The sequence below is a fragment of the Ruegeria sp. YTSC106 genome (assembly GCF_059609765.1).
This window is the reverse complement of the sequence record NZ_JBXWMI010000011.1, coordinates 48,607-74,285: the sequence shown is the minus strand read 5'-3', so window position 1 is coordinate 74,285 and position 25,679 is coordinate 48,607. Positions and strand designations below refer to the sequence as shown.

Sequence of the window (25,679 nt, the reverse complement as noted above, 5' to 3'; positions counted from 1 at the left end):
TGTGCCCGAATTAGATGCGCGCCCGTTGAGATCAGGTCAACGGGCGCGCATCTGTACGTTCATGAATGAGCCAATTGTGGCTCAGGCCAAGCAAGTTAACCCTGAAGGGATTTCACCTCGACATCCCCTTCAGCCTGCGCCTTGATTGCCAGAGCGGCAGCATGGCTTGCGGCCGCAGTGGTGTAATACGGGATCTTGTCATAGAGCGCGATGGACCGGATGGCCTTGCTGTCCTCTACCGCCTGTGCGCCTTCGGTGGTGTTCATCAGCAGTTGAACCTGACCGTCTTTCAGCATGTCGACCACGTCCGGGCGACCCTCATAGACCTTGTTGACCACATCGCATGGCACACCCTGTTCCGCCAGCCAGCTTTGCGTGCCGCGGGTGGCGACCAGCGTGAAGCCTTGTTCGACCAGAACCTGTGCGGCCTCAAGCATCGCCGCGCCCTTGTCGGCATCCTTGATCGAAATAAAGGCCCGGCCCGAGGTCGGCAGGACCATGCCCGCGCCCATCTGCGCCTTGAGGAAGGCGCGCGGGAAATCGCGGTCCCAGCCCATGACCTCGCCGGTCGAGCGCATTTCCGGACCCAGGATCGTGTCGACGCCCGGGAAACGGGCGAAGGGCAGAACCGCCTCTTTCACCGAGAACCACGGCATATCAGGGTCGGCCAGCGTCATCTGATCGGCGATCTTGGTGTCGTCCACGGTCTTGTATGGCGGGCGCTGCGGGAAACTCGCCAGCTTTTCGCCTGCCATGACGCGCGCGGCGATGGACGCAATCGCACTGTCGGTGGCCTTTGCCACGAACGGCACGGTGCGCGAGGCGCGCGGGTTCACCTCGATCAGGTAGATCTCGTCATCCTTGATCGCGAACTGGACATTCATCAGGCCGACAACGTTCAGCGCCTTGGCCAGCTTGAACGTCTGATCCTTGATCTGCCCGATGATCTCTTTCGACAGTGAATAGGGCGGCAGCGAGCAGGCCGAGTCGCCCGAGTGAACGCCGGCTTCTTCGATATGCTGCATGATGCCCGCGACGTGTACATCGGTGCCATCGCACAGGGCATCGACATCCAGTTCCACGGCGCCAGACAGATAGCTGTCCAGCAGAACCGGGCTGTCGCCCGAGACCACCACGGCTTCGTTGATGTAGCGTCTCAACTGATCCATATCGCGCACGATTTCCATCGCACGGCCGCCCAGTACGTAAGAGGGGCGGATGACCAGTGGGAAGCCGATCTCTTCGGCAATCTCCAGCGCCTGTTCGTCGGTCGAGGCGATGCCATTTTTTGGCTGTTTCAGGCCCAGTTCATTGACCAGCGCCTGGAACCGCTCGCGGTCTTCGGCCAGGTCGATGGCATCCGGAGTGGTGCCCAGGATCGGAATACCTTCGGCTTCCAGTGCGTTGGCCAGTTTCAGGGGGGTTTGACCACCGTACTGAACGATCACACCGTGCAGTGTTCCGTTTTCCTGTTCCTTGGTCAGGATTTCCATGACGTGTTCGAAAGTCAGCGGTTCAAAATACAAACGATCCGAGGTGTCGTAGTCGGTCGACACGGTCTCGGGGTTGCAGTTGATCATGATGGTTTCATAGCCTGCTTCGGTCAGCGCAAAACAGGCGTGGCAGCAGCAATAGTCGAACTCGATGCCTTGACCGATCCGGTTTGGGCCACCGCCAAGGATGACGACTTTCTTACGGTCAGACGGACGCGCCTCGCATTCTACGTCACCCATCATGGGGGCTTCGTAGGTCGAGTACATATAGGGCGTCTGCGCCTCGAACTCGGCGGCGCAGGTGTCGATGCGTTTGAACGCGGCTGTAACGCCCAGATTGCGGCGCGCCCGGCGGATGTTGTCTTCGTCGCGGCCCGTCAGGTTGCCCAGACGCGCATCGGTGAAGCCCAGCATTTTCAGCTTTCGGATGCCGTCCTCGGTGACGGGCAGACCGTCTTTACGGACCTGACGTTCTGCCTCGATAATCTCGCGGATGCGGGCCAGGAACCACGGGTCGAACTTGGTGACACCAAATATCTCGTCATCGGTCAGGCCATGACGCATCGCTTGCGCGATGGTGCGCAGACGGTCAGGCGTTTGCTGGCTGATCGCTTTGATCACGGCGGCCTTGTCGTCGGCTTCGTCCCACAGGCCCACGTTCAGGCCGGGGATTTCGATCTCATCAAAGCCGGTCAGGCCCGATTCCATCGACGCCAGAGCTTTCTGCATCGATTCGTGGATCGTGCGGCCGATGGACATCGCCTCACCCACCGACTTCATAGCGGTGGTCAGGTAGGGTTCCGAGCCGGGGAATTTCTCGAACGCGAATTTCGGAATCTTGGTTACAACATAATCGATGGTCGGCTCGAACGAGGCGGGCGTGACCTTGGTGATATCGTTGTCCAGCTCGTCCAGCGTGTAGCCAACGGCCAGCTTGGCTGCGATCTTGGCAATCGGGAAACCGGTCGCTTTCGAGGCCAATGCAGAAGACCGGGACACGCGCGGGTTCATCTCGATCACGACCATGCGGCCGTCTTCGGGGTTGATGGCCCATTGCACGTTCGAACCACCGGTTTCGACGCCGATCTCGCGCAGAACGGCAATCGAGCCGTTGCGCATGATCTGGTATTCCTTGTCGGTCAGCGTCAGGGCAGGGGCCACGGTGATCGAGTCACCTGTGTGCACGCCCATCGGATCGACGTTTTCGATCGAGCAGACGATGATGGCGTTGTCGGCGGTGTCGCGCACCACCTCCATCTCGTATTCCTTCCAGCCCAGCAGGCTTTCATCGACAAGGATCTGGTTTACCGGCGAGGCATCCATGCCAGAGCGGCAGAAATGGATGTAATCCTCACGGTTGTAGGCCACGCCACCGCCGGTCCCGCCCAGCGTAAAGGCCGGACGGATGATGGCGGGCAGGCCGATTTCATCCAGCTCATCCAGCGCCATCTGCACACCGGCGTCCAGATCGGTGGTTCCGTCTTCGCGCCTGGGGGCGGTCACGATGGTCGCCTTGGGGTTTTCCAGACCCAGTCGATCCATCGCCTCGCGAAACAGCTTGCGGTCCTCGGCCATTTCGATGGCCTCGCGCTTGGCGCCGATCATCTCGACGCCGAATTTCTCCAGCACGCCCATCTCTTCCAGTGCCAGCGAGGTGTTCAGGCCGGTCTGCCCGCCCATGGTAGGCAACAGGGCGTCGGGGCGTTCTTTCTCGATGATCTTGGCGACAACCTCGGGCGTGATCGGCTCGATATAAGTGGCATCTGCCAGGCCGGGGTCGGTCATGATCGTCGCCGGGTTTGAGTTCACCAGAATAACCCGGTAGCCTTCTTCGCGCAGGGCCTTGCAGGCCTGAGCGCCGGAATAGTCGAATTCGCAGGCCTGACCGATAACAATGGGGCCCGCCCCAATGATCATGATCGACTGGATGTCGGTTCTTCTCGGCATGGCCTTGTTCCTTCGATTGTCCGCGAGTCAGGGCACCGCCCCAGCGCCCAAATTGTCCTGCGTTATAGGGACCGCGCAAAAAGGTGCAAGAGGTATCGGAAACAGGGGCGAAATTGCCGCTTTCCCCTCTTTCACTTGGCAGAGTATTCTCTATACGGCCCCTCACGGCAAATGAGGATGCAAGTGCGTATTCGTTTCGATCAGGGACCGGCCGGGCGAGGAACCCGGTTTCAGCGTCCGTCTCAGGTGATCCGCGCGGATGTGGCGGAAGACGTGCCCCAGGCTCTGGCGGCACTGGACGAGGCGCGCGCAGGTGGTGCCTGGCTGGCAGGGTATGCCAGTTACGAGCTGGGCTATGCGCTCGAGCCCCGGCTCAACGGTCTTTTGCCGGAAGAACGACGTCTGCCTTTGGTGTGCTTTGGGGTCTATGATGCACCGGATCGGGTCGCCCTTCCGTCGCCTGCGGGTGACGTGGGCGCATTCCGGCCCCGCTGGGATGAAGCGCGTTACAGCAAGGCGTATCAGACCGTGCATGACGCCATCGGTGCTGGTGACATCTATCAGGCCAACCTGACCTTTCCGATTGATCTGACCGTCTCGGGCAACAGCGAAACGCTCTATGCCGCGCTGGCGGTGGGGCAGCCAGTAGGCCACGGAGCGCTGGTGCAGCAGGATGGGTTGCCCGATCTGCTCAGCCGCTCGCCGGAGTTGTTTTTCCGCACCGATGAGGGTGGACGGATCGAAACCCGACCGATGAAGGGCACGCAACCGCGCAGTGAAGACCCGGATGAGGACGCGCGCCGCCGGGCTTTTCTGACCACGGACGAAAAGAATCGGGCCGAGAATCTGATGATTGTCGACCTGCTGCGAAACGACATCAGCCGCGTCGCGCTGCCCGGATCCGTTCATGTGCCTGACCTGTTCCGGGTGGAAACCTATGCCACCGTACATCAGATGGTCTCGCTGGTGCGGGCGCAGCTGCACAAATGCGTGGGGTTGGGTGAAATTCTGACAGCACTGTTTCCCTGCGGGTCGATCACCGGAGCCCCCAAGATCCGCGCGATGGAAATTCTGGCGGAACTGGAGCCATGGGCGCGCGACATCTATTGCGGTACAATTGGCTGGGCCGCACCTGATGGCCGGTCCGAGTTCAACGTGGCCATCCGAACCTTGATGCTTGAAGATGATCAGGCCACTCTGAACGTAGGCGGCGGTGTCGTTTGGGACAGCACCGCCCCATCAGAGTATGAGGAGGCGTTATGGAAAGCCCGCTTCGCCCGCCAGCTGAACCTGATTTCAGCCTGATTGAAACACTGGCCTTCCGCCCGGATCAGGGCTTTGTCAGGCTGGACCGCCATCTTGCACGAATGGCCCGTACTGCGCGGGTGTTCGAGATTCCTTTCAATCCGGATGAAGCGACCGCCCGGCTGAATAGCGCGGCTTGTGACTCCCCGCTGCGTTGCCGCCTTACGCTGGATGTGACGGGCTCGTTCGATCTGTCGACCGGCGAACTGGTGGGCAATCCCAGAATCTGGAGCGTCGCTGTGTCAGATCAGCGTCTGGCTTCGAATGACCTGTGGTTGCGTCACAAGACCACGCGCCGTGCGCTCTATGATTCTGCGCGCGCCGCACTGCCAGAGGGGGTGGATGAGCTGTTGTTTCTGAATGAACTGGATGAGCTGTGTGAAGGCACCATCACGAATTTGTTTTTGAAAATGCCTGATAGCCGGGTTCTGACACCCGCTCTGTCCAGCGGGCTTTTGCCGGGGATACTGCGGGAAGAACTGCTGGATAATGAAACGGTCACCGAAGCCGTTCTGACCTTGACCGACCTGAAAAACGCCCAAACTGTATACATGGGCAATTCATTGCGCGGACTGATCGAGGTGGAGCTTATAGACAGGTGACAAAAAACAGCACGATGGTCGGACCGCCGGTAGCATTGCGACGGCTGCGGCTGGAATTCGGCATCTTCTATATCGGCTTCCCGTTGCTGATCGCTGTTCTCTTTCCACCGAACTGGATGTTTCCGGCCCTGTTTGCACTGACCGGGCTAGGGATCGTTCTTCTGCACCGGACGCCCGGATTTCAATGGGCTGAGCTTCGTTATGGCTGGGCCAGCTGGACCCTGCGCGAGATTGCTCTGTTCTCTGCCATCGTGACCGTCTTTTGCGTAGGACTGATACAGATCACACGTCCGGATGCCGCGTTCTTCCTGCTTATGCACCGCCCCGAAATGCTGGCCCTCATCTGGGTCGGCTACCCACTTTTGTCAGCGCTGCCACAGGAGCTGCTGTTCCGCCCTTTGTTCTTTCGCCGCTATCACGCGATCCTGCCAGAAGGGCGCGCGGCCTATCTGCTGAACGCGGCCATATTCTCGTTCGCACACCTGATGTACTGGAGTTGGATCGTCGCCCTGATGACACTTGTCGGCGGGCTACTGTTCACCTGGGCCTACCGGCAGCGCGGGTCATTCTTCTATGCGGTACTGCTGCACGCGATTGCAGGCAATATCATCTTTGCGGTGGGGCTGGGTGTCTATTTCTACTCAGGCAATGTGCAAAGGCCGTTTTGAAAGGGCGACCTGCCTTGACTTTCCGGGTCTGACAGGGTGTATCGGCGCGACGAATTCTGCGCCCGAAGGGATATTCCATGCACGCCTACCGCAGCCACACCTGCGCCGCCTTGACCGCCGCCAATGTTGGAGAAACCGTTCGCCTGTCCGGTTGGGTGCATCGGGTTCGAGATCATGGGGGCGTGCTGTTCATCGACCTGCGCGACCATTTCGGCGTAACTCAGATCCTGTGCGACGGCGACAGTGCCGCCTTTGCCGAGTTGGAAAAGGTGCGGTCTGAATGGTGTATCCGCATCGACGGCACCGTCAAAGCCCGCGACACGGACCTGGTGAACCCGAAACTGCCCACCGGCGAGATTGAAGTTTATGTACGCGAGCTGGAAGTTCTGGGGGCCGCCGACGAATTGCCGCTGATGGTCTTCGGTGATCAGGAATACCCCGAGGAAACCCGCCTGCGCTATCGCTATCTGGACCTGCGCCGCGAGGCTATGCAGCAGAACATGACCCTGCGCTCGGACGTTGTCGCATCCATGCGTAAAAGGATGTGGGATCAGGGTTTCCGCGAGTATCAGACGCCGATCATCACCGCGTCCTCACCGGAAGGCGCGCGCGACTTTTTGGTGCCTTCGCGTCTGCACCAGGGCAAGTTCTACGCGCTACCGCAGGCCCCGCAGCAATTCAAACAGCTGATCATGGTGTCGGGCTTTGACAAGTATTTCCAGATCGCGCCGTGTTTCCGTGATGAAGACCCGCGTGCTGACCGCTCGCCCACCGATTTCTACCAGCTTGACCTTGAGATGTCGTTTGTTGAGCAGCAGGATGTGTTCGACACGATCCAGCCCATTCTAACCGGTGTGTTCGAAGAGTTCGGCGGGGGCCGCAAGGTTGATCAGGAATGGCCGCAGATTTCCTACAAGGATGCAGCGCTCTGGTACGGCACCGACAAGCCCGACCTGCGGAACCCTATCAAGATGCAGGTTGTATCTGAGCATTTCCGTGGTTCTGGCTTTGCGATATTTGCCAAATTGCTAGAGCAGGAAGGCACCGAAATCCGAGCCATCCCGGCCCCAACTGGTGGCAGCCGTAAGTTCTGTGACCGTATGAACGCCTTTGCCCAAAAAGAAGGTCTGCCGGGCATGGGCTATATCTTCTGGCGCGATCAGGGTGAAGGGATGGAGGCTGCGGGACCGCTGGCCAAGAACATCGGCCCCGAGCGGACTGAGGCGATCCGTCAGCAACTGGGTCTGGGCGTTGGTGATGCGGCGTTCTTCTTGGGTGGCAAGCCGAAGGCCTTTGAAAAGGTCGCCGGTAAGGCACGTGACGTGATCGGTGAGGAATTGAACCTGACCGAAAAAGACCGCTTTGCGTTTGCGTGGATCGTGGACTTCCCGATTTACGAGCAGGATGAAGAAACCGGCGCGATCGACTTTGAACATAACCCGTTCTCGATGCCGCAGGGCGGCATGGACGCGTTGCAGGGCAACCCGCTGGATGTGCGCGGTTATCAGTATGATCTGGCGTGTAACGGGTACGAGCTGGTTTCAGGCGCGATCCGAAACCACAAGCCGGAAATCATGCTGAAGGCCTTTGAACTGGCTGGCTATGGCGAGGATGAAGTGAAATCCCGCTTTGGCGCCCTGTTCAACGCCTTCCACTACGGGGCACCGCCACACGGTGGTTGCGCGGCCGGTATCGACCGGATCGTGATGTTGCTGGCGGACGAGGCCAATATCCGCGAAGTCATGATGTTCCCGATGAACCAACGCGCTGAAGATCTGATGATGGACGCACCTTCGGATCCGACCTCGGATCAGTTGATGGAGCTGGGTCTTCGCATTATCCCTCAGGACTGATCAATGACCGCCCGCTAAAAAGCGGGCGGTATTTCCACGCAGGTTTCGCGTGTCAGTCCAGCGGATTTTTCAGATTGTTCCGATTGACACGAATGGAACGCGCTGCATGCCGTGTCTGGCGGTAAAACCAAACGCACAAAAGGGTCGCAGTGATGAAATAGGCTGTGACCATTTCAAATTGCCTCTCGCTGTTCCAGACGGTTCTGTACCATCCCGGCAACCTGCGCTGCCTGCGCGGTGATCGGTGTCCCGTTTGCGCGTGACAGTGCCAGCTTTCGCGCGGCTTCCGCCAGGGGTCTGTCGTCTGCCTCGCGCGCGACTCCCTGTAGGAACTGTGCGGCGTAGTCCAATGTGCGATGATCGTTGGGACCTGCGAGCACATCGGCGATGTGGGCCATGTCGTCCTGATAGGCCAGAGGGTCCGGGTGGATGATTTCATCGCGTACCGCATGCAACCCGCAAGGCCGCCGATCTTCCGGCAGGCGTTCCAGAATGGATTTCTGAAAATAAGACATTGATTTTAGAGGCTTGGACAAAAATCCATCCGCTCCGGCCGCAAGAGCCACGTCTTCGCTGGCGTCATCGCCCGACAGGCCCATGATGACGCTGATACGGGGCGTGGCCTCTGCCAATTCGGCGATCAGGTCGGCACCGGACCCGTCCGGCAGGCCCATATCGACCAGAATGATCGAAGGCCGATAGATCTGCAAATGCCTTCGAGCCGATTTCAGACAATCCGCGCGGCGAATACGTGCGCCGCTGTGCAGGCACATCAGGCGGATGGCGTCGCAAGCGTACCGGCTGTCTTCGACAACCAGTATGGTCTGACCCAGCAAGGGTCGAGTCGCGGTGGGCGCGGCGGTGGTGGTGGCAAGTAGGCCCGAATCGTCCATGGCAGCTCTCCTATGCAGCAGATGCCTCACGCTAGGAACTTCTGGCTAACACGACGTTAACGCGCGATTTGGCGCACTTGTCCTTTGGCGGATCAGCCCCCATAACCCAACCAACGCAGGACAGCAGGAGTGAGACATGATTGGACGCCTGAACCACGTAGCCATCGCCGTACCCGATCTTGAGGCGGCGTCCGAGCAATACCGCAATGCGCTGGGCGCCAAGGTCGGCGCACCGCAGGATGAGCCGGATCACGGTGTCACGGTTGTGTTCATCGAGTTGCCAAACACCAAGATCGAACTTTTGTACCCACTGGGCGATGACAGCCCGATCAACGGATTTTTGGAAAAGAACCCGTCCGGCGGCATCCACCATGTATGTTATGAGGTCGAGGATATCATCGCTGCCCGCGATCATCTGAAAGCAACCGGCGCGCGTGTTCTGGGATCAGGTGAGCCCAAGATCGGTGCGCATGGAAAACCGGTTCTGTTTCTGCACCCCAAGGATTTCAACGGCTGCCTGGTCGAACTGGAGCAGGTGTAATCCCCCACCCTCGGAGGGCCTGAAATGACCATTACTGCCGCACTGGTGTTGTTCGCCGTCATCTGGTTCATGACGTTGTTGGTGGTGCTGCCCATTCGCATCAAAACCCAGGGCGATCTGGGTGATATCGTTCCCGGCACGCATGCGGGCGCGCCGGAAGTGCATCACATGAAAAGAAAGATGTGGATCACCACCGGTATCTCTGTGGTTCTGTGGGCGATCATCGCCGGGATCATCCTGTCGGGCGTGATCTCGGTGCGGGATTTCGACTGGCTGAATCAGCTGGAGCCAAGGTAATCCCCGTCAGGCCTATTGGCCGGACACGGCGTGATATATATGGGTGAACGTGGCGGCCCCGATGATCGGGATCACCAGGTTCACCAGCGGCACTGAAAGAGGAACGGCCATCAAGGTGCCCGCCACCCAGATCGTTGTCGAGTGTTTGGACCGCAGCTTGCGTGCCCCGTCGCGCCCGATTCTTCGCATCGCAGCCAGGGTGAAATATTCCCTCCCCAGCAAGAACCCGTTCATGGCCCAGAAGATGAAGGGCGCAAGCGGGGTGAAAATTGCGTACAGGATCAGCGCCAGCAGGTTTGCTACAATCAGAACTCCAAGAAAGCTGAGACCGTCCATAACCGCCTCCGAGACAGGGATGCGTCGTGCGGGCGGCAAAGCCGGAAAATGCTTGTCCTCAACCGCCTGTGCCACCTCGTCCAGAAAGATCGAGGTGATGGCCGATGCGACCGGCACCATCAGAAAAACAGGCAAAACAAGGACAAGGACGATACCGGAATAGTTCAGGACGTCGTTCAGCCACGGGACAGCACCCACAAATGGCAGAGAGATTTCACTGCCTGACAACCAGTTGATCAACCAGATCGCACCTGCACAGGCGAGAACCAGCAACAGAATGGTCAACCCCACACCGCGCAGCAAAACGGCCCGGAACTTGGGATCTCCGATCTGGCCAAGTGCGCTGAAAAAGGCGTTCAGGATAATCATTTCGTAACCCACTCTGTCAGCGCGGCCACATCGGGCCGCGGGCGTTCCGGCGGGGCCGTCCCCTCGGTTGCGATATGAATCAACCCGGCCACACGTTCGTTTTCAGCAAGTCCAAATGCGTCGACGCAGAATTCGCGATCATGTGTTTGCCAACCCGACAGCCAATTTGCGCCCCAGCCCGCAGCCAGCGCGGCGTTCAGCAGGGCCAGACAGACCGCGCCAGCGGAGTAGGTTTGTTCGATGGCCGGAATCTTCTCGGATGGTTTTTGAACCTCGATGATCGCAACTGCCAGATGCCCCATATCGAACTGGCTGCGGGCTTTGGTGATGTCTTCCGGGCTTTTGTTCAGCTTTTGTCCGCAGGTCTCGGTCAGGGCCGCCAGACGAGGCATGGCGCCCTTTTCGAGAACGATGAACCGCCACGGCTCCAGTTTGCCGTGATCGGGGCTGCGCGCTGCGGCCGTCAGCAGGGGCAGCAACTCTTCCCGGGTCGGGGCCGGTGCAACCAGTGTCTTGGCGGGCCGGGACCGGCGCGACTGTAAAAACTCCAGAGCGGCGGGGTTTTTCAGGGACATATGTTAACTTCCTTTACATCACGACTCTGTATCTTGGTCGGCGTTCAGCCCGTTTCAAGGGCGCGCCGATCGATTGCGTGGATCAATTTCATTCCGATGTCCTTCATGCAAGACTATTGAAAGAAGGGGATACAATGACGAAATCCAAACTGCGCGATTTGCCGGACCTCAGCGCGCTGGCGCGGGCAGAGGCTACGTTCAAACTGAAGGTGACGCCAAAGGCGGCCCGTGATCGCGTGATCGTTGAAGAAGATCAGATTAGGGTTTTCGTGACAGCCCCACCTGAAAACGGTAAAGCCAATAGCGCTGTGCAGTCACTACTTGCAAAATGCCTTGGTGTTGCGCCTTCAACCCTGACACTGAAACACGGGCAATCCGCACGAATCAAGGTGTTTGTCTATGACCCCTGAGGCCCGGTTTCGCGAATCTGATAAACGCCTTCGGGCAGGTCCAGCGCGGCCGCCAGATCCCGCACCTGCTCCGGTGACAAAGTGATCCTTTGTATTTGATCCGTACGGGGATCCAGTTGCTCCAGCGTGACGCATTCGGCGAAATTATTGATCACAACATCTTCCTGCAAAGGTTTTTCACCTTCGTCCACAAGCGTAATGACCGTCGAGTCGAATTCATGCTCAATCGAAAACATGAGACCAGAGTGCAGGCCGCCGAGGCGCAATGCAAGCCGTTCGTTGAACCGGCGGTGTGGTTTCGCCGGTACGCTCGTACTATGTTGAAATTACGGCCATTCGACCTCAAAGGATATGACATGCACAGATGGTTTGTTTTATTGCTGTCCCTGCTGCTTGCTGCGTGCGGAGAGGGGGCCTTGCGTGTCCAACCCGCCGAGGAATGGCTGGGGGATGAACCAGAGGCCGAACCCATGGTGCGGACCTTTCGCGAGGTCAGCCGGGCGGTCGGGGCCGAAGCCCGTAGCCAGTGCCTGAAACAGACGACTGGGCAGAATTGCGACTTCCGGATTCTTGTTGACCTGAACCCTCAGGCCTCGGCCAATGCGTTTCAGACGCTGGACAACAAAAAGCAGCCGGTGATCATATTCACCCGCTCGATGATCGAATCCACCCAGAACGCGGATGAACTGGCGTTTGTCATGGGGCACGAAGCAGCCCACCACGTGTTGGGGCATATCGCCAGACAGAGTGAAATCGCCAGCGCCAGCGCGGCCGAGTTCGGGCGGGTGGCGCAGTTGCGTGGCGGGGACGCCGCTGCAATAGAGGAAGCGCAAAAGCTGGGTGCGCAGGTCGGTGTTCAGGCCTACGTGAAAGACTTTGAGCTGGAGGCAGACCAGTTGGGAACCATCATCACCTATAACGCGGGATACAATCCGTTGGTTGGGGCAAAATTCTTTGATCGGATCCCGGATCCCGGTGACAGATTTTTGGGAACCCACCCGCCAAATGCTCAACGCGTTCAGATCGTGCTGGAAACAGCAGAGCAACTGGGTCTGTCCCAATGACCGCGCTTACATGTCTGGGGGTTATCTTGACGGATCGCGGTTCGAAATACGCTGTGTCCGGGGCGCAGGTCACGACGCGGGCTGAAATCGACGCCGTTCTGGACGATTTGAAATCCGACAAGAGCTATGCCAAAGCCACCCATAACACCTGGGCCGCGGCTTTGCCGACCCGCGCGTTGAAAGCCGATGACGGGGAAAGCGGGGCGGGCATGGTGATCCTACGTATGATCGAACGCGCCGGGCTGAAAGATCATGTAATTATCGTGACGCGCTGGTACGGCGGCAAGAAACTGGGCGGGGATCGCTTTCGCCGTGTTCAGGATGCCACGCGGGCCTATCTGGATCACATCGGCGTCCAATCTTGACCTGAGTCAATGTTTGCCCTCGCGGATGCGCTACCCTTTGGACACAGCGTGAAAGCGAAAGGAAACAGCATGCCCACCCAAGAGACCCTGCGGCTGCATGCCGGATTGGTGGACGATATGGCCAGAATGCTGGACATTGATCTTGAGGAAGCCGCCATTGATGGCTCCGTTTCTGTGGACCAGATCTCTGACGCTGTTTTGCGCTGTACCGACTGCCCGAACCCGGATCACTGCAAGAGTTTGCTGAACAATCCCGGTTCTGCTCGGCGTACGCCCGAATACTGCCGAAATCAGGAATTGCTCGACAATCTCCTGCCTTAACATACAGGTGTGCCATGACACGTCTGGGCGAAATCATGACCCATCTGCGTTTGGTGTTGCGCATGGGGCGAGCAACCGGAACCGATTTGGCCGCAGCCTATCGGAGCGGTCATCTGAAACAAGAAGAATGGGCGGAAATCGTGCAGCAGTGCCGCGGCTGTTCCTGGGCCAAGGACTGCCCGGAGTGGTTGGAACGGCGTGAGCAGGTCGAACAGGCCCCGTTTTCATGCCCGAATCGCAAGTGTTTTGCCGCCCTCAAAGCCAAGCAGAAGGAGCACGCTTGATGTCTCAGGTCGCGTTAGGGGAAATCGAAAAGCATTTCTGGCTTACACGCTCGGTTTCGCGCTGTATGGGCATTTCCATGACCGAAGTGATGGCCGACGGACGCCTTTCGCCGGAACAATACGCCGAGCTTGTCACGCGGTGCCGCGCTGCCGGATGTGACGTGCAATGCGAATACTGGCTGGCCCGGCAGCAGGGCCAGGCGGCCACGGCCCCGGATTTTTGCCCAAATGCCGAGACCTTGAATGGACTGAAAACCTGATCAAAGCCCGCTGTGCGTTCCGTCGCACAAAGGCGGTTTCGAGCTGTGTTTGCACCCGCAAAAGAAGACCTTTTTACTTTTATCCGCTGTATATTTCACGGGTTCAAATCCGGTGCCTTTATGCGATCCGTCGCAAAACGGCTGGCGGCCGGATTTTCCGCAGGCGCACCAGAAATAGGTTTTCCCTTCGACCACCTCGAACGGAAAAGGTGATTTCTGGGCAATGATGGGTGCGTCTGACATGTGGCTTCTCCGTCTTTTGCTGATCTCGCTGCAACATTTTAGGGCGCTGACGCCAAAAGGATAGTTGCGACGCTGCAATACTCACCACTGCGGCCTCGGATTGGCATGGATTCGCTGTGACTCACAAAGACGTGATCGAGTCAGTTGCCAGATTGTCGTTCAGCCCGTATTCTGAAGCTGGCCCCGAAAAGCTGGGCAATATCAGAAAAGTAATAGAGGATTGACGGACATGAAACTGAAACTCGCTGCTGTTGGCGCATTTGCACTGATCCTGACTGCCTGCGCGCAGCAGGAAGAACCGACACCTGTTTACGTTCAGCCCAGCTATGACAAAGCCGGCACACCTAGCTGCCCGGGCGGTTATCAATTGGCCACAACCGAGGCTGGTCAGACGGTCTGCGACCCGATTACTCAATAAGCCATTCGCAGGCGGCCCGGATGCGGACCGCCTGCACCAATCTGGGGATTGCAGCCGCCATTCGAGGCGGTTTTTTTCTTGCCTGCGTTTTGCGGCTATCGGGCAGGCTGCTTTTTGCAGTGCGCAAACACCGTTTAGTGCCTTTGGAAGCCGTAGGAATGCTTGAACTTGAATGATTTGAATTTGTGTCTCTTGACCGATCCATAGGGGATATGCCCGAGGACACGCCGTTTGGGGGCGGTGTATCGATAAACCGGGGTCGGCTTTTTGGTATGCACCTTGGGGTGCTTGGCATGTGACTTGGCTTTCGGGGCCACGAAATACCGGTTTATCTTGTGACGGCCGTTTTTATGAAAACTCAGATGTTTGCCGCCGACCACAATAAATCCGGCAGAACCGACCTGTGTGGGCTGGGCGTGACCGGGGGTGGCTAAGAAATGCGCGGCCATTAGGATAATTACGCCGTTCAGGCCAAGCTTGAAGAAACGAGACATGAAAACCTCCGTGTTCGGCTTTCAGTCCAAGATCGGGTCTGACCGCGTGTTCTGCCAATAAACTCGCTTCACGCTTTGTCCATATGACGTGTTTCTGACGCATTGTCAGACCTTAGACGGGCTTGCCCCACAAATCGTATTCTCCGGCCTCGTCCACTTCGACCGTGACGATGTCACCGGGGTTGAGGTTTTCGAATCCTTCATCGATGAACAGGTTGCCGTCGATCTCGGGCGCGTCTGCCTTGGTGCGGCAGGTGGCGGCCTCGTTGTCGATCTCGTCCACGATCACCTCAAGCGTCTGTCCGACCTTCGCCTGCAACTTGGCCTCCGAGATCGCCTGTGCCTTTTCCATGAAACGATCCCAGCGCTCTTGCTTGATTTCTGCCGGGACGTGATCGGGCAGGTCGTTCGAGCGCGCGCCTTCGACGTTTTCATATTGAAAGCAGCCGACACGATCCAGTTGCGCCTCGTCCATCCAGTCCAGCAGGGTCTGAAATTCGGCTTCGGTCTCGCCCGGATAGCCAACGATAAAGGTAGATCGCAGGGTGATATCCGGGCAGATCGTGCGCCACGCCTTGATCTCATCCAGTGTTTTGGCCGCTGCAGCCGGGCGGGCCATGCGTTTCAGAACGTCCGGGTGGGCGTGTTGAAACGGGATATCCAAATAGGGCAGTACGTTGCACCCGGCATCAGCCATCAGCGGAATCAGGTCACGCACATGCGGATAGGGGTACACATAGTGCAGGCGCACCCAGGCATCCAACTGCCCCAGTTCACGCGCCAGATCGGTGATATGGCTGCGTACTTCACCGTCTTTCCAAGGGTTCACATCGTATTTTCGGTCCAGCCCGTAGGCCGAGGTGTCCTGCGAAATCACCAGCAATTCACGCACGCCATTGTCGACCAGCTTTTCCGCCTCGCGCAGAACCGCATGCGCGGGGCGGCTGGCCAGCTTTCCGCGCATGTCAGGGATGATGCAGAACCTGCACTTGTGGTTACAGCCCTCAGAGATTTTCAGATAACTGTAATGGCGCGGGGTCAGTTGCACGCTGCTGGCGGGTAACAGGTCCACGAACGGATCAGGATCGGGTGGCACGGCGGCGTGCACCGCATCCAGAACCTGCTCGTATTGGTGCGGGCCGGTGACAGCCATGATGCGGGGGTGATGTTTGCGAATGTAATCCGGTTCTGCTCCCAGACAGCCGGTCACGATGACCTTGCCGTTTTCCACCAGCGCCTCTCCGATAGCGTCCAGCGATTCCGCCTTGGCGCTGTCAAGGAACCCGCAGGTGTTCACAATGACGGCATCGGCCCCGGCATAATCTGGCGAAATGCCGTACCCTTCGGCACGCAGCCGGGTCAGAATGCGTTCACTGTCGACCAACGCCTTTGGGCATCCCAAGGACACCATACCGATGGTCGGCTGGTTTGATTGGGGCGTCTCGGTGATCCGGGCAGCAGGCGCCAGGTCGGGGCGGAGGTTTGGCGGGTTCGTCGTCATGCGCGGCATATAGTGGGGAAAGCTTCCCCTTGCAAATGTGACGTGTGATTTGAATGATCACGGCAATGACAAGCCAAAAGGCGGAGAGCAGAATATGAAATGGCTGATGCGCATCCTGTTTATTGTTGTGGCCGTGGTCGCGCTGATTATCGGCGCGCTGTTGCTGATGCCGGGGGAGAAGCTTGCCGCGATTCTGGCCGAGCAGGTCAAGGCCCAGACCGGGCGGGATCTGACACTGACCGGCGATGTGCGCATATCCTTCTGGCCGGTGGTGGGGATGGAAACCGGGCCGGTGCGTTTCGGCAATGCAAGCTGGGCCGGACCGGAGCCGATGCTCAGCGCGGATAGCCTTGCCGTCGGGGTGGACGCTGCCGGGCTGTTGAACGGGGATCTGCGAATCAAACGTGTTTTTGCAGACAATCCCGTGTTGCGGTTGGAACGATCAGATGGGCGCGGCAATTGGGAGTTGAGCGCCCCGACAACCGAGGCAACTGCGGCCACGACCGGGGGCTCCACGCCAGCTGAACCATCGGGGCAAGTCACTCTGGATCAGCTGGAGCTGACAAATGCACGGCTGATTTACGTGGAAAATGGCGTCAAGCAGATGGATTTCTCGGACGTGACGCTATCTGCAAGCTGGCCCGAGGTCACGGCCGCGATGGTGATGAAGGCGGCCATGCCGGTGCCCGGAGGGGCGGTTCAGGTTGATCTGAAAATCCCGGATTTACCGGCTTTTGCGGCCGGGTCAGTGACTGATCTGGAACTGGCTTTGACGGCTCCGGGCGGCGAGATCGGATTTGAAGGACGCGTCAATCTTACGGGTGAAATGGATGGAACCATCAAGGTCGTGACGCGGGACACCGAAAGGTTGCTTGCCGCCTTCGGTCAGGCTGGCACGACTGTACCGCCTGGATTGGGCAAAGTCGCCGACATTTCCGCGCAGATGACATATACGCAGGATGGGCGGATTTCCATGCGGAACATGACTGCGCAATTGGATGACAACCGGTTTGTAGGTGAGGCGGATGTCACCATCTCGGACCCGCCACGGATCGTGGCTCGTCTGGATGCCGGTGATCTGGATCTGTCGCGGATTTCCGAAACGGGTTCTGCTCCAAGCAGCACGTCTCAGGCAAACGCTCCTGCAACTGAGGGGTGGTCGAAGGACCCTATCGACGCGTCCGCTCTGGCACTGGCGAACGGTAAGATTCGCCTGACAGCCAACTCGATCGCCGTGCCCGGAATGACGTTCGGAAAAAGCGACCTGACCCTGTCGCTGGACCGGTCGCGGGCCGTTCTTGAAATGCATCCGGCCACGCTGTTTTCGGGTCAACTGAAGGGTCAGGTGGTTGCCAACAATCGCAACGGCCTGTCTGTCGGCGGTACTGTGACCGCGACCGGGATCGACCTGAAACAAGCGCTGACCACAATGGCCGGTGTTGAACGCCTGTCGGGAACCGCTGCTGGCGCGTTTGAGTTTCTGGGCGTTGGTCAGTCCGAGGATCAGATCATGCGGTCCCTCAGCGGCAAGGGAAACCTAGATGTTGGTCCCGGAGTGATTTTCGGGCTCGATCTGGACCGGTTGATGGGGCAAGGCACCGGATCAGGCGGAACCACTGTGTTCAACAGCACGACGGCCAGTTTCACCATCGATCAGGGCGTGTTGACGAACAACGATCTACTCATGTCACTGAAGAATTTTCGCGCAGATGGCACCGGTGCCGTGGATCTGGGGGGGCGCAATATCGACTACCTGTTCACGCCCGTGGCGTTGCGTGCCAATTCCGGGCAGGGGATATCGGTCCCCGTTCGCATCGTGGGTCCTTGGAGCGACCCGTCGATCAAGCCGGACCTGACCAAGGTGATCGAGGCGGCTGCGGATGTGAAGGTCAAGGAACTGGAAGACGACGCCAAACAGAAGGTTTTTGAAAAGGTCGGCAACGAATTGGACACGACGATCACCGATAGTGATCAGATCGAAGATGCAATCAAGGACAAGCTTGAAGAAGAGGCCAAGAAAGGTTTGCTCAAACTGTTTGGCGGGGATTGAACAACTAACGTGCTTGGGGCATTGGGATATGCCCCAAGCGGTTGTTTTCAGATGGTTTGGTCGTAATCGCCGACCCCGGGCTCGGTGCGGATGACGGCATCGATGTCCGCGAAGATGGCGCGCATCTCAGCCTCGCTTTCGCTGCTTTCACAGACAACGACCAGATTGGGGGTATTGGATGAAGCCCGCACCAGACCCCAGCTGCCGTTGTCCAGAATCACACGTGCGCCGTTTACCGTAACCACCTCTTTAATTGCGCGACCCGCGAATGTCTCACCGGCGTTGCCCTTCTCAACCAGCTTTTCGACCAGTCGCTGAAGCATATCGTATTTCTCGGTATCGGCTGCATAGGGCGACATCGTGGGTGTGGACCATGTCTTGGGCAAAGCCTTGCGCAGGTCCGACATGCTCTGATCCGGGTTGCGGTCCATCAGTTTGCAGATCTCGACTGCGACACGCATCCCGCAGTCGTACCCACGCCCGACCGGTTCGGCCAAAAAGTAGTGGCCTGACTTTTCGAACCCGGCCAGTGCGCCAATTTCCTTGACCCGACGCTTCATGTGGCTGTGGCCGGTCTTCCAGTAATCGGCTTTGACGCCCAGGGCCTGCAATTCGGGATCGCTGGCGAACAGACCGGTGGATTTCACATCCGCGACAAAGGTCGATCCGGGATACAGCTTGGCCAGATCACGCGCCATGATGACGCCGACCTTGTCGGCAAAGATCTCTTCACCCTCGTCATCGACAACACCACAACGATCACCGTCACCGTCAAACCCAAGCGCCATATCGGCACCGCTGGACTTTACCATGGCGGCCATGTCGTGCAGCATTTCCATGGCCTCAGGGTTCGGGTTGTAGTTGGGGAAGGTATAGTCCAGACGGTTATGGCTGGGCACAACCTCAACCCCGATCCGTTCGAAAATCTCGGGCGCAAAGGCCGATGCTGTGCCGTTGCCCGTTGCGCAGACCACTTTCAGCGGGCGGGACATTTTGAAATCGCCCACCAGGTCGTCGATATAGGCTTCTTTTATCCCCTCAACGAACTCGTATGATCCGCCTTCGTGTGGCAGTACCTCGCCGTTCAGAACGATGTCACGCAGTTCCGACATCTCATCAGGGCCATGGGTCAGAGGGCGCTCAAAACCCATCTTTACACCGGTCCAGCCGTTGGGATTGTGGCTGGCAGTGACCATCGCCACGGCAGGCACGTCCAGATGAAACTGCGCGAAATAAGCCATGGGGCTGAGTGCAGGGCCAATGTCTTTCACACGGATACCGGCCTGCATCAGGCCCAGCATCAATGCGTTTTTTATCGCCAGCGAGTAATCGCGATAGTCGTTGCCAACGGCGATCACGGGCTCAATGCCGCGCCTGCGCATCTGCGTGCCAAGCCCCAGTCCAAGCGCGGTCATGCCTGGCAGGTTGATCTCTTCGGGGTATTTCCAGCGGGCGTCGTATTCACGGAACCCGGTGGGCTTGATCATTGCGTCGCGCAGAAAGCTCCAGCTGTTGGGTGTCACCTCGGGAAGGGGTTTGGTCATAACAAGTCTCAATCGTTAAATTTGAATAGGGTTTGCTTTAGCCAGCGCATCAAATCGCATCAATGTGTCAACAAGTTGGGGCATCTGGTCGAGCGGGATCATATTTGGCCCGTCCGATGGGGCGGAGTCCGGATCCTGATGGGTTTCAATGAACACAGCCCCAACACCCAGAGAAACGGCGGCGCGGGCCATCACTGGCGCAAATTCGCGCTGCCCGCCCGAAGACCCGCCCTTGCCGCCGGGTTGTTGCACGGAATGGGTGGCGTCCATCACGACCGGATACCCGGTTTTCGCCATTTGAGGCAGCGCGCGCATGTCGGCAACCAGCGTGTTGTAGCCAAATGAGGTGCCACGCTCGGTCAGCAGGATGTTCTCGTTTCCGGTGCTTTCAACTTTGTCGACGATATTGGTCATTTCCCAGGGTGCAAGGAATTGCCCCTTTTTTACATTTACCGCTTTCCCGGTGTTGCCTGCCGCCAGCAGCATATCAGTCTGACGGCACAAAAAAGCGGGGATTTGCAGAACATCCACCGCTTCGCCGGCGATGGCACATTGTGCTTCAGTATGAACATCGGTCAGAACCGGGATGCCCATCGTCTTGCGGATGCCGTCAAGCACTTGCAGCCCCACATCAATTCCCATGCCGCGCTTGCCTGACAGAGAGGTCCGGTTTGCCTTGTCATAAGACGCCTTGAAAACGTATTGCGCCCCGGCGGCGTCACAGGCTTCTTTCATCTTGCCCGCAATCATTTGCGCGTGGTCTGCGGATTCAAGCTGACACGGGCCTGCAATGATGGTCAGCGGAAGGTCGTTGCCGACTGTCAGGTCGGAGATTTTTACATGTTTCATGAGTCTTATGAGGATACCTGTTCACGAAGGACCGACGCGGTAAGCGAGATCATGAGGTAGATACCAGCAAACAACAGAAATGCCAAAATCGTATTTTCGAACTTGCGCGGATAGCTGGGTTCCTGACTGGGAACCGGGTTTACCGAGACGGTCAGATAGCGCACCTGCCGGTTGGCTTCGGACCGGGTCGATTCCATTTGCTGCATTGCCGTTTGCAGCATCATGTCCCGCGCCGCCAGGTCCGCCTGCGCGATCTGGATGCGCACGCTCAACCGCGCCAGCGAGTTTTCGCCGTCCGAGGCATCCTGCATCTCGGCATTTAGGTCTTTCAGAACCTTCTCAAGACGGGCGATATCTGCTTTGACGCCATCAACCTTTGCTTTGTTCGGACGCAGGTTGTCCTGAAGCGCCGCGAGTTCAAGTTCTTTGTCCTGAACCAGAATTTCGATTTCGTTGATGCGGGCGCGCAGGCTGGCAATGACGTTTTCGGGGTCAAGAACCGCGCCCTGAAGCTGAAGCTCGATCAATTCTTCCTGAGCTTGTCTGCGCGCTTCCTGCGCCGCTTCGAAACTTTGCAGTGCGTCGCGCATCTGGTCTTCACGTTTTTTCCCGGACAAGGCGTTCACCCTGTCTTCTGCATAAGAGATCAGACGTTCGGCAAATTCGGTCGACGTCTGGGCATCGGGGGCAGCAACTTCCATCCGAATGACCCCTTCGGTCGGGTCATAGCCGATGGTGATCATGCGTTTGAACAGCTTGTAGGCGTCTTCAAGCGTGGCGTCCGGGGCCAGTCTCTGAATCGGGTCGATCCATTCCTGTTTGAAGACATCGGAAAACCCGGCATCCCGATCCAGCAACAGCAAAGCTTCTTTCGATTCCAGGAAGGACTGAACCGAGATCGAGTCCTGCGTGGTGGCGAATTGCGTGCCGGCAAGCAGACCGCCGATATTGCCGGGCCCGCCATCAGCTTGCAGGATCAGGAATTCGGAATCGCTCGCATACATCGGAGTGGCGATGCGGTAGAAATAGAACCCGACAATGAAGGTCGGCAGGAATACAAAGACTGCCAAGCGCGCAAACAGTCCAAACAATTTACGCCTGCGGCGACGGGCGATGTCTTTTTGGATTTGGCCGATTTCGAAATTGCGCCGTTCGGCTGGGCTGAGCTCGGGCCCGGGCAGGTTTGTTTTCTCGGCACCCATGGCCTGCGGCAGTTGAACGTTGATCTTGTCCTTGGGTTTGTCACCCCCGTTCGATGGTTTTGCGGCAGCAAGGTCAAGAAGATTGGTGCGCTGGAAGGGATCTACGCCCTTTTTGCGCAGCAACCGGACCGCGTCATAGTCGGATGTGGCAGCCAGATTGTGTTTTTGCGCCAAGCGTCGTGCGATACGCAATTGACGGCCCGTCAGGCCTTCGCGCTTGATGTCATCCAGCTGCGTCCCCGGCTGCGCCTCGCCTGCGGCGGCAGGGTCATGCGTCGCGTTGCGAATACGCGAAATTGCGTCCGACCTCGCCTCAGCCGAACTTTCAGTCTGGCGTTTGTGGCGCCAGTTATATTTTCTAACCTTGGGTTTCGTAGTCATACAGCTGCTTCGCCTCTTCCAAGGAGTCAAACATATACAATTGCCCGTCCAGAAGTACGGCCGCTTTCCGGGCGAATTTCTCTAACACGGACGGGCTGTGCGATACGATCACCAAAGTCGTTGTGCGCAACCTTTCCTTCAGGATCGACCCTGCCTTTACGTTGAATTCGACATCTGTTGTCGCCGGCATCCCTTCGTCGATGAGGTACATGTCAAAGTCCAACGCCAGCATCAAAGAAAAGGTAAAACGCGCTCTCATCCCAGAGGAATACGTAGCGAGGGGCTGGTCGAAATATTCGCCCAAGCCGCAGAGCCATTTGCAATAGGCCTCGATATAGTCGGGGTCCATACCGTAGATTTTGGCGATGTAACGTGCGTTCTCAAGCGCTGACAGTTTCCCCGACACGCCACCGGTGAACCCCATGGGAAAGGAAACGCGGCATTCGCGACGGATCACGCCTTCGTCGGGTTTTTCCAGACCTGCCATCATGTTGATCAACGTGGTTTTCCCGGTTCCGTTCGGGGCCAGAACACCCAGCGAGGTGCCCAGTTCGACCCGAAATGAGACCCGATCCAGAATCACCTTGCGGCGCGTTCCGGTCCAGAAGGATTTGCTGACGTTGTCGAACTCTAGCATTCGCGGTCTGCTGCTCGTTTTGGTCGTGTTGTCGCACTTGCGGGCGGCCAGAAAGGATTTTTTTACCGACCCATGTTGGCTACATTATGTCGAATTATGAAACAAATGATCAATGCGTCGCGGTAATGCGCATGATTGTCTGGTCAGTTGCAGCAAGAAATTCCATTCACTTGGTGCTGCGTCCGGTCGATACTATCTGTTTTACCGACCAACAACAGTCTGGATGGGCAGGGGCCTTCACGATCAGATGAACGCTTTACGTCAGGGGATCCGCGCCTGCCGCTTGTGTGCTGACAGGTTCGCGCAAACAGAAACCGCACACGAGCCGCGCCCGGTGGTCTGGTTCCGCCCCGGAACGCCAATCCTTGTCGCCGGGCAGGCACCGGGCGCCCGTGTGCACGAGTCGGGGCGGCCCTTTACCGACCCGTCAGGCGACAGGCTGCGGCACTGGCTGGGGATTGATGAGACGGTTTTTTACGATCGCGACCGCGTTTCGATCGTACCGATGGCGTTCTGCTTTCCGGGATATGATGCGCGCAATGCTGATCTTCCTCCACCTGCGATTTGCCGCAAGACCTGGCATGACCGGGTGATGCAGGAACTGGGGCGTGTGCCGCTGACCGTGTTGGTCGGAGGTCATGCGCACAAGTTTCATCTTGGCGTGCGCGGGTCGGTGACGGACACCGTTCGCAACTGGCGGGACCATGCGCCGCGGGTCTTTGCCTTGCCTCACCCGTCCTGGCGCAATACGGCATGGTTGAAGAAAAACCCGTGGTTCGAGGCTGAATTGCTGCCTGTTTTGCGTGCACGGGTCCAAGAGGTGCTGAATGACTGACTCCACGGCGCTGGACACCGCGCATGCAGCGATGCAGGCGGACCCGCAAAATGATGCCGCCCGGCTGCGTTTCTTTGAACGGCTCGCGGACAGCGAGCTGTTTCTGATGCTGACCGAAGAAGCACGGGACGAAAATATCTCGCCCGAATTGTTCGATGTGGCTGACGGGCGCTTTGTTCTGGCCTTTGACCGTGAGGACCGGCTGGCGCAGTTTGCCGGGCAGCCCGTGCCTTATGTGGCGTTGTCGGGGCGTGCGCTGTCGGGGATGCTGTCTGGGCAGGGCATCGGGCTTGGTCTGAATCTGGAGACGGCGCCATCTTCCATGCTTGTTCCGGCAGAAGCTTTGGGTTGGCTGGCCGAGACATTGCAACACAGCCCGCAAGAGGTTGAGGAAGAACTTTCCGAGTTTTTGCCCCCTGCCGGCCTGCCGCAGAACCTGCTGACCGCGTTGGATGCGAAACTGGCGACGACAGGCGGACTTGCCAGCGCGGCTTATCTGGTCGCCACCAAGTCCAAATCGGGCGCGCAGAGCCATCTGTTGGGATTTGTCGATGCGATCGAGGGGGCCGAGCCCGCTTTGGCCAAGGCCGCGTCCGAGGCGCTGACCTTTTCCGGGATCGAGGCAGGCGCGATGGATGTCGGTTTTTTCACCGCAAGCGAGGCCGCCGCTGCGCTGTTGGCCAAGGTGGGGCTTCGGTTTGATCTGCCTCAGTCTCAAATTGCCGAAACGGTCCGTGAAGCCCCCGGCAGCAACCCGGACAACCCACCCATTCTGAAATAACCATCCAAACGCAAACACGCGGCGCAAGCTGCACCGCGTGTTGTTGCATTGGGGCTTGTTTATTCCGCGGCTGCTTCCAATTTGTCTTGCGTGCGGGTTTCGAAGTCGCTGGCGTCGTGGCGTTCGTGAAGCTGGGTGTGCGGTTCGCCAAAGGCGCGGTTGACCATGCGGCCACGCTGAACCGCAGGGCGCGCGTCGATCGCCTTGGCCCATCGCATGACGTTCTTGTAGGATTCCACGTCCAAGAACTCTGCCGCGCTATAAAGGCGGCCCAGAACCAACTGACCATACCATGGCCAAATCGCCATGTCGGCGATCGAATAGTTTTCGCCCGCGATGAAGGTCTTATCCGCCAGTTCACGATCCAGAACATCCAGTTGGCGCTTGGTCTCCATGGCGAAACGGTTGATCGGGTATTCCCATTTCTCTGGTGCGTAGGCGTAGAAATGCCCGAAGCCACCGCCCAGGTAAGGCGCGCTGCCCATCTGCCAGAAAACCCAGTTCATCACCTCGGTCCGCTCCGGGCCAGAGGCGGGCAGGAACGCGCCGAATTTCTCAGCCAAATGGAACAGGATCGAGGCGCTTTCAAAAACACGGACAGGTTTGTCACCCGACCGATCCCAAAGCGCGGGGATTTTCGAGTTCGGGTTGGCCTCGACAAAGCCCGAGCTGAATTGATCGCCTTCTCCGATGTTGATCAGCCAGGCATTGTATTCGGCACCTTCATGACCAAGTGCCAGCAGCTCTTCCAGCATTACCGTGACTTTCACGCCATTGGGCGTGGCGAGCGAGTACAACTGAAGGGGATGCTGTCCGACCGGCAGGTCCTTGTCATGGGTGGCACCGGCAATCGGCCGGTTGATGTTGGCGAATTGTCCGCCACTTTTACTGTCCCAGGTCCAGACTGCTGGTGGGGTGTACGAGGATTGGTCGCTCATCTCTTGCCTTTCTTGCCTATATCAGGACTGCCTTAAAGCTAATATTGCAAACCGCCGAGTCCAACCCGGTGCGACCGGCTTATTCTGTAACATTCCGCAGCCAAACTCTCACGTTTTCTCGTGCCAGGTCACAGCGGCGTTAGGGGGACTACGCACCGCACGGGAATCGCATATTGTCCTGACAGACCTGCCAGCACGGCATCACGGACATAGTTGACCCGAA

At 58.2% G+C, this 25,679-nt stretch carries 29 protein-coding genes; 16 read left to right on the top strand and 13 right to left on the bottom strand.

Features of this window, described 5'->3' with window-relative positions; genetic code table 11:
* Positions 1-95 precede the first annotated feature (95 nt).
* Positions 96-3,440 (bottom strand): carbamoyl-phosphate synthase large subunit, encoded by a 3,345-nt coding sequence (gene carB, locus AC2FEB_RS15585; RefSeq protein WP_117867925.1) that lies wholly within the window; start codon positions 3,438-3,440, stop codon positions 96-98.
* Positions 3,441-3,617: 177 nt separating this feature from the next.
* Between carB and AC2FEB_RS15580 the strand changes: the two genes are divergently transcribed.
* The 4 genes from AC2FEB_RS15580 (at position 3,618) to aspS (ending at position 7,868) form a co-directional block, all read left to right on the top strand.
* A complete protein-coding gene (locus AC2FEB_RS15580; protein WP_496884208.1) occupies positions 3,618-4,745 on the top strand; it encodes an aminodeoxychorismate synthase component I in 1,128 nt (375 codons plus the stop codon).
* On the top strand, positions 4,700-5,347 hold the full coding sequence (locus AC2FEB_RS15575) for an aminotransferase class IV family protein (RefSeq protein ID WP_496884207.1): 648 nt from the start codon (positions 4,700-4,702) through the stop codon (positions 5,345-5,347). The genes AC2FEB_RS15580 and AC2FEB_RS15575 overlap by 46 nt, the downstream gene beginning before the upstream one ends.
* The gene (locus AC2FEB_RS15570; protein ID WP_254683762.1) at positions 5,344-6,015 is read left to right on the top strand and encodes a CPBP family intramembrane glutamic endopeptidase; all 672 of its coding nucleotides are present in this window, start codon (positions 5,344-5,346) and stop codon (positions 6,013-6,015) included. Before AC2FEB_RS15575 ends, AC2FEB_RS15570 begins: the two co-directional genes overlap by 4 nt.
* A gap of 77 nt (positions 6,016-6,092) precedes the next feature.
* On the top strand, positions 6,093-7,868 hold the full coding sequence (aspS, locus tag AC2FEB_RS15565; protein ID WP_496674306.1) for an aspartate--tRNA ligase: 1,776 nt from the start codon (positions 6,093-6,095) through the stop codon (positions 7,866-7,868).
* Positions 7,869-8,041: 173 nt separating this feature from the next.
* On the opposite strand, the gene AC2FEB_RS15560 is transcribed toward aspS, so the two are convergent.
* Entirely contained in the window at positions 8,042-8,761 is a 720-nt protein-coding gene (locus tag AC2FEB_RS15560; protein ID WP_496674309.1) for a response regulator, read from the bottom strand.
* Between the two features lie 136 nt (positions 8,762-8,897).
* On the opposite strand from AC2FEB_RS15560, the gene mce reads away from it, so the two are divergent.
* Positions 8,898-9,302 (top strand): methylmalonyl-CoA epimerase, encoded by a 405-nt coding sequence (gene mce / locus AC2FEB_RS15555; RefSeq protein WP_117867935.1) that lies wholly within the window; start codon positions 8,898-8,900, stop codon positions 9,300-9,302.
* A 24-nt stretch (positions 9,303-9,326) separates the two neighbouring features.
* Positions 9,327-9,599: a DUF1467 family protein gene (locus AC2FEB_RS15550; protein WP_117867937.1), complete on the top strand. Its 273-nt coding sequence runs from the start codon at positions 9,327-9,329 to the stop codon at positions 9,597-9,599.
* 12 nt (positions 9,600-9,611) lie between these two features.
* On the opposite strand, the gene AC2FEB_RS15545 is transcribed toward AC2FEB_RS15550, so the two are convergent.
* Positions 9,612-10,304 carry an EI24 domain-containing protein gene (locus AC2FEB_RS15545; protein ID WP_496884206.1) on the bottom strand — a complete coding sequence of 231 codons (693 nt, stop codon included), beginning with the start codon at positions 10,302-10,304 and terminating at the stop codon, positions 9,612-9,614.
* Positions 10,301-10,879 carry a nitroreductase family protein gene (locus tag AC2FEB_RS15540; RefSeq protein WP_496674316.1) on the bottom strand — a complete coding sequence of 193 codons (579 nt, stop codon included), beginning with the start codon at positions 10,877-10,879 and terminating at the stop codon, positions 10,301-10,303. Before AC2FEB_RS15540 ends, AC2FEB_RS15545 begins: the two co-directional genes overlap by 4 nt.
* A gap of 134 nt (positions 10,880-11,013) precedes the next feature.
* Between AC2FEB_RS15540 and AC2FEB_RS15535 the strand changes: the two genes are divergently transcribed.
* On the top strand, positions 11,014-11,289 hold the full coding sequence (locus AC2FEB_RS15535) for a DUF167 domain-containing protein (RefSeq protein ID WP_117867941.1): 276 nt from the start codon (positions 11,014-11,016) through the stop codon (positions 11,287-11,289).
* On the opposite strand, the gene AC2FEB_RS15530 is transcribed toward AC2FEB_RS15535, so the two are convergent.
* A complete protein-coding gene (locus AC2FEB_RS15530; protein WP_299642146.1) occupies positions 11,277-11,525 on the bottom strand; it encodes a DUF8831 family protein in 249 nt (82 codons plus the stop codon). The two genes, AC2FEB_RS15535 and AC2FEB_RS15530, sit on opposite strands and share 13 nt — an antisense overlap.
* A gap of 120 nt (positions 11,526-11,645) precedes the next feature.
* Here AC2FEB_RS15530 and AC2FEB_RS15525 point away from each other — a divergent pair, with 120 nt between their 5' ends.
* The 5 genes from AC2FEB_RS15525 (at position 11,646) to AC2FEB_RS15505 (ending at position 13,583) form a co-directional block, all read left to right on the top strand.
* Positions 11,646-12,353: a M48 family metallopeptidase gene (locus tag AC2FEB_RS15525; RefSeq protein ID WP_496674320.1), complete on the top strand. Its 708-nt coding sequence runs from the start codon at positions 11,646-11,648 to the stop codon at positions 12,351-12,353.
* Positions 12,350-12,718 carry a YigZ family protein gene (locus tag AC2FEB_RS15520; RefSeq protein WP_496674323.1) on the top strand — a complete coding sequence of 123 codons (369 nt, stop codon included), beginning with the start codon at positions 12,350-12,352 and terminating at the stop codon, positions 12,716-12,718. Before AC2FEB_RS15525 ends, AC2FEB_RS15520 begins: the two co-directional genes overlap by 4 nt.
* Before the next feature lie 69 nt (positions 12,719-12,787).
* Positions 12,788-13,039: a DUF6455 family protein gene (locus tag AC2FEB_RS15515; protein WP_117867945.1), complete on the top strand. Its 252-nt coding sequence runs from the start codon at positions 12,788-12,790 to the stop codon at positions 13,037-13,039.
* 14 nt (positions 13,040-13,053) lie between these two features.
* The gene (locus AC2FEB_RS15510; RefSeq protein WP_117867947.1) at positions 13,054-13,323 is read left to right on the top strand and encodes a DUF6455 family protein; all 270 of its coding nucleotides are present in this window, start codon (positions 13,054-13,056) and stop codon (positions 13,321-13,323) included.
* Positions 13,323-13,583: a DUF6455 family protein gene (locus tag AC2FEB_RS15505; RefSeq protein WP_117867949.1), complete on the top strand. Its 261-nt coding sequence runs from the start codon at positions 13,323-13,325 to the stop codon at positions 13,581-13,583. Before AC2FEB_RS15510 ends, AC2FEB_RS15505 begins: the two co-directional genes overlap by 1 nt.
* Here AC2FEB_RS15505 and AC2FEB_RS15500 read toward each other — a convergent pair whose 3' ends face one another.
* The gene (locus tag AC2FEB_RS15500) at positions 13,584-13,826 is read right to left on the bottom strand and encodes a CDGSH iron-sulfur domain-containing protein (RefSeq protein WP_496674327.1); all 243 of its coding nucleotides are present in this window, start codon (positions 13,824-13,826) and stop codon (positions 13,584-13,586) included.
* Between the two features lie 229 nt (positions 13,827-14,055).
* On the opposite strand from AC2FEB_RS15500, the gene AC2FEB_RS15495 reads away from it, so the two are divergent.
* Positions 14,056-14,244 (top strand): hypothetical protein, encoded by a 189-nt coding sequence (locus AC2FEB_RS15495; protein WP_050604769.1) that lies wholly within the window; start codon positions 14,056-14,058, stop codon positions 14,242-14,244.
* 134 nt (positions 14,245-14,378) lie between these two features.
* Here the strand turns inward: AC2FEB_RS15495 and AC2FEB_RS15490 are convergent, their stop codons facing one another.
* Complete coding sequence (locus AC2FEB_RS15490; RefSeq protein WP_496674330.1) at positions 14,379-14,738, bottom strand: hypothetical protein; 360 nt, start codon at positions 14,736-14,738, stop codon at positions 14,379-14,381.
* 112 nt (positions 14,739-14,850) lie between these two features.
* Complete coding sequence (gene rimO, locus AC2FEB_RS15485; RefSeq protein ID WP_496674454.1) at positions 14,851-16,239, bottom strand: 30S ribosomal protein S12 methylthiotransferase RimO; 1,389 nt, start codon at positions 16,237-16,239, stop codon at positions 14,851-14,853.
* 94 nt (positions 16,240-16,333) lie between these two features.
* On the opposite strand from rimO, the gene AC2FEB_RS15480 reads away from it, so the two are divergent.
* Complete coding sequence (locus AC2FEB_RS15480) at positions 16,334-18,289, top strand: AsmA family protein (protein WP_496674333.1); 1,956 nt, start codon at positions 16,334-16,336, stop codon at positions 18,287-18,289.
* Between the two features lie 47 nt (positions 18,290-18,336).
* Here the strand turns inward: AC2FEB_RS15480 and AC2FEB_RS15475 are convergent, their stop codons facing one another.
* From AC2FEB_RS15475 to AC2FEB_RS15460, 4 genes are read right to left on the bottom strand one after another with little or no spacing between them, the layout of a single operon-like run.
* Entirely contained in the window at positions 18,337-19,833 is a 1,497-nt protein-coding gene (locus AC2FEB_RS15475) for a phosphomannomutase/phosphoglucomutase (protein WP_496674335.1), read from the bottom strand.
* A 15-nt stretch (positions 19,834-19,848) separates the two neighbouring features.
* Positions 19,849-20,682 (bottom strand): 3-deoxy-8-phosphooctulonate synthase, encoded by an 834-nt coding sequence (gene kdsA, locus AC2FEB_RS15470; protein WP_496674338.1) that lies wholly within the window; start codon positions 20,680-20,682, stop codon positions 19,849-19,851.
* A gap of 5 nt (positions 20,683-20,687) precedes the next feature.
* Positions 20,688-22,265 carry a KpsE/RkpR family capsule polysaccharide export protein gene (locus AC2FEB_RS15465; RefSeq protein ID WP_117867964.1) on the bottom strand — a complete coding sequence of 526 codons (1,578 nt, stop codon included), beginning with the start codon at positions 22,263-22,265 and terminating at the stop codon, positions 20,688-20,690.
* On the bottom strand, positions 22,243-22,902 hold the full coding sequence (locus AC2FEB_RS15460; RefSeq protein WP_496674341.1) for an ABC transporter ATP-binding protein: 660 nt from the start codon (positions 22,900-22,902) through the stop codon (positions 22,243-22,245). Before AC2FEB_RS15460 ends, AC2FEB_RS15465 begins: the two co-directional genes overlap by 23 nt.
* Before the next feature lie 247 nt (positions 22,903-23,149).
* On the opposite strand from AC2FEB_RS15460, the gene AC2FEB_RS15455 reads away from it, so the two are divergent.
* Together AC2FEB_RS15455 and AC2FEB_RS15450 are read left to right on the top strand one after the other, a co-directional pair.
* Complete coding sequence (locus AC2FEB_RS15455) at positions 23,150-23,737, top strand: uracil-DNA glycosylase family protein (RefSeq protein WP_496674457.1); 588 nt, start codon at positions 23,150-23,152, stop codon at positions 23,735-23,737.
* Positions 23,730-24,518, top strand: a complete 789-nt coding sequence (locus AC2FEB_RS15450) for an SseB family protein (RefSeq protein WP_496674344.1) — start codon at positions 23,730-23,732, stop codon at positions 24,516-24,518. Before AC2FEB_RS15455 ends, AC2FEB_RS15450 begins: the two co-directional genes overlap by 8 nt.
* A gap of 59 nt (positions 24,519-24,577) precedes the next feature.
* On the opposite strand, the gene yghU is transcribed toward AC2FEB_RS15450, so the two are convergent.
* Positions 24,578-25,456 (bottom strand): glutathione-dependent disulfide-bond oxidoreductase, encoded by an 879-nt coding sequence (gene yghU, locus AC2FEB_RS15445; protein WP_496674347.1) that lies wholly within the window; start codon positions 25,454-25,456, stop codon positions 24,578-24,580.
* Between the last annotated feature and the right edge of the window lie 223 nt (positions 25,457-25,679).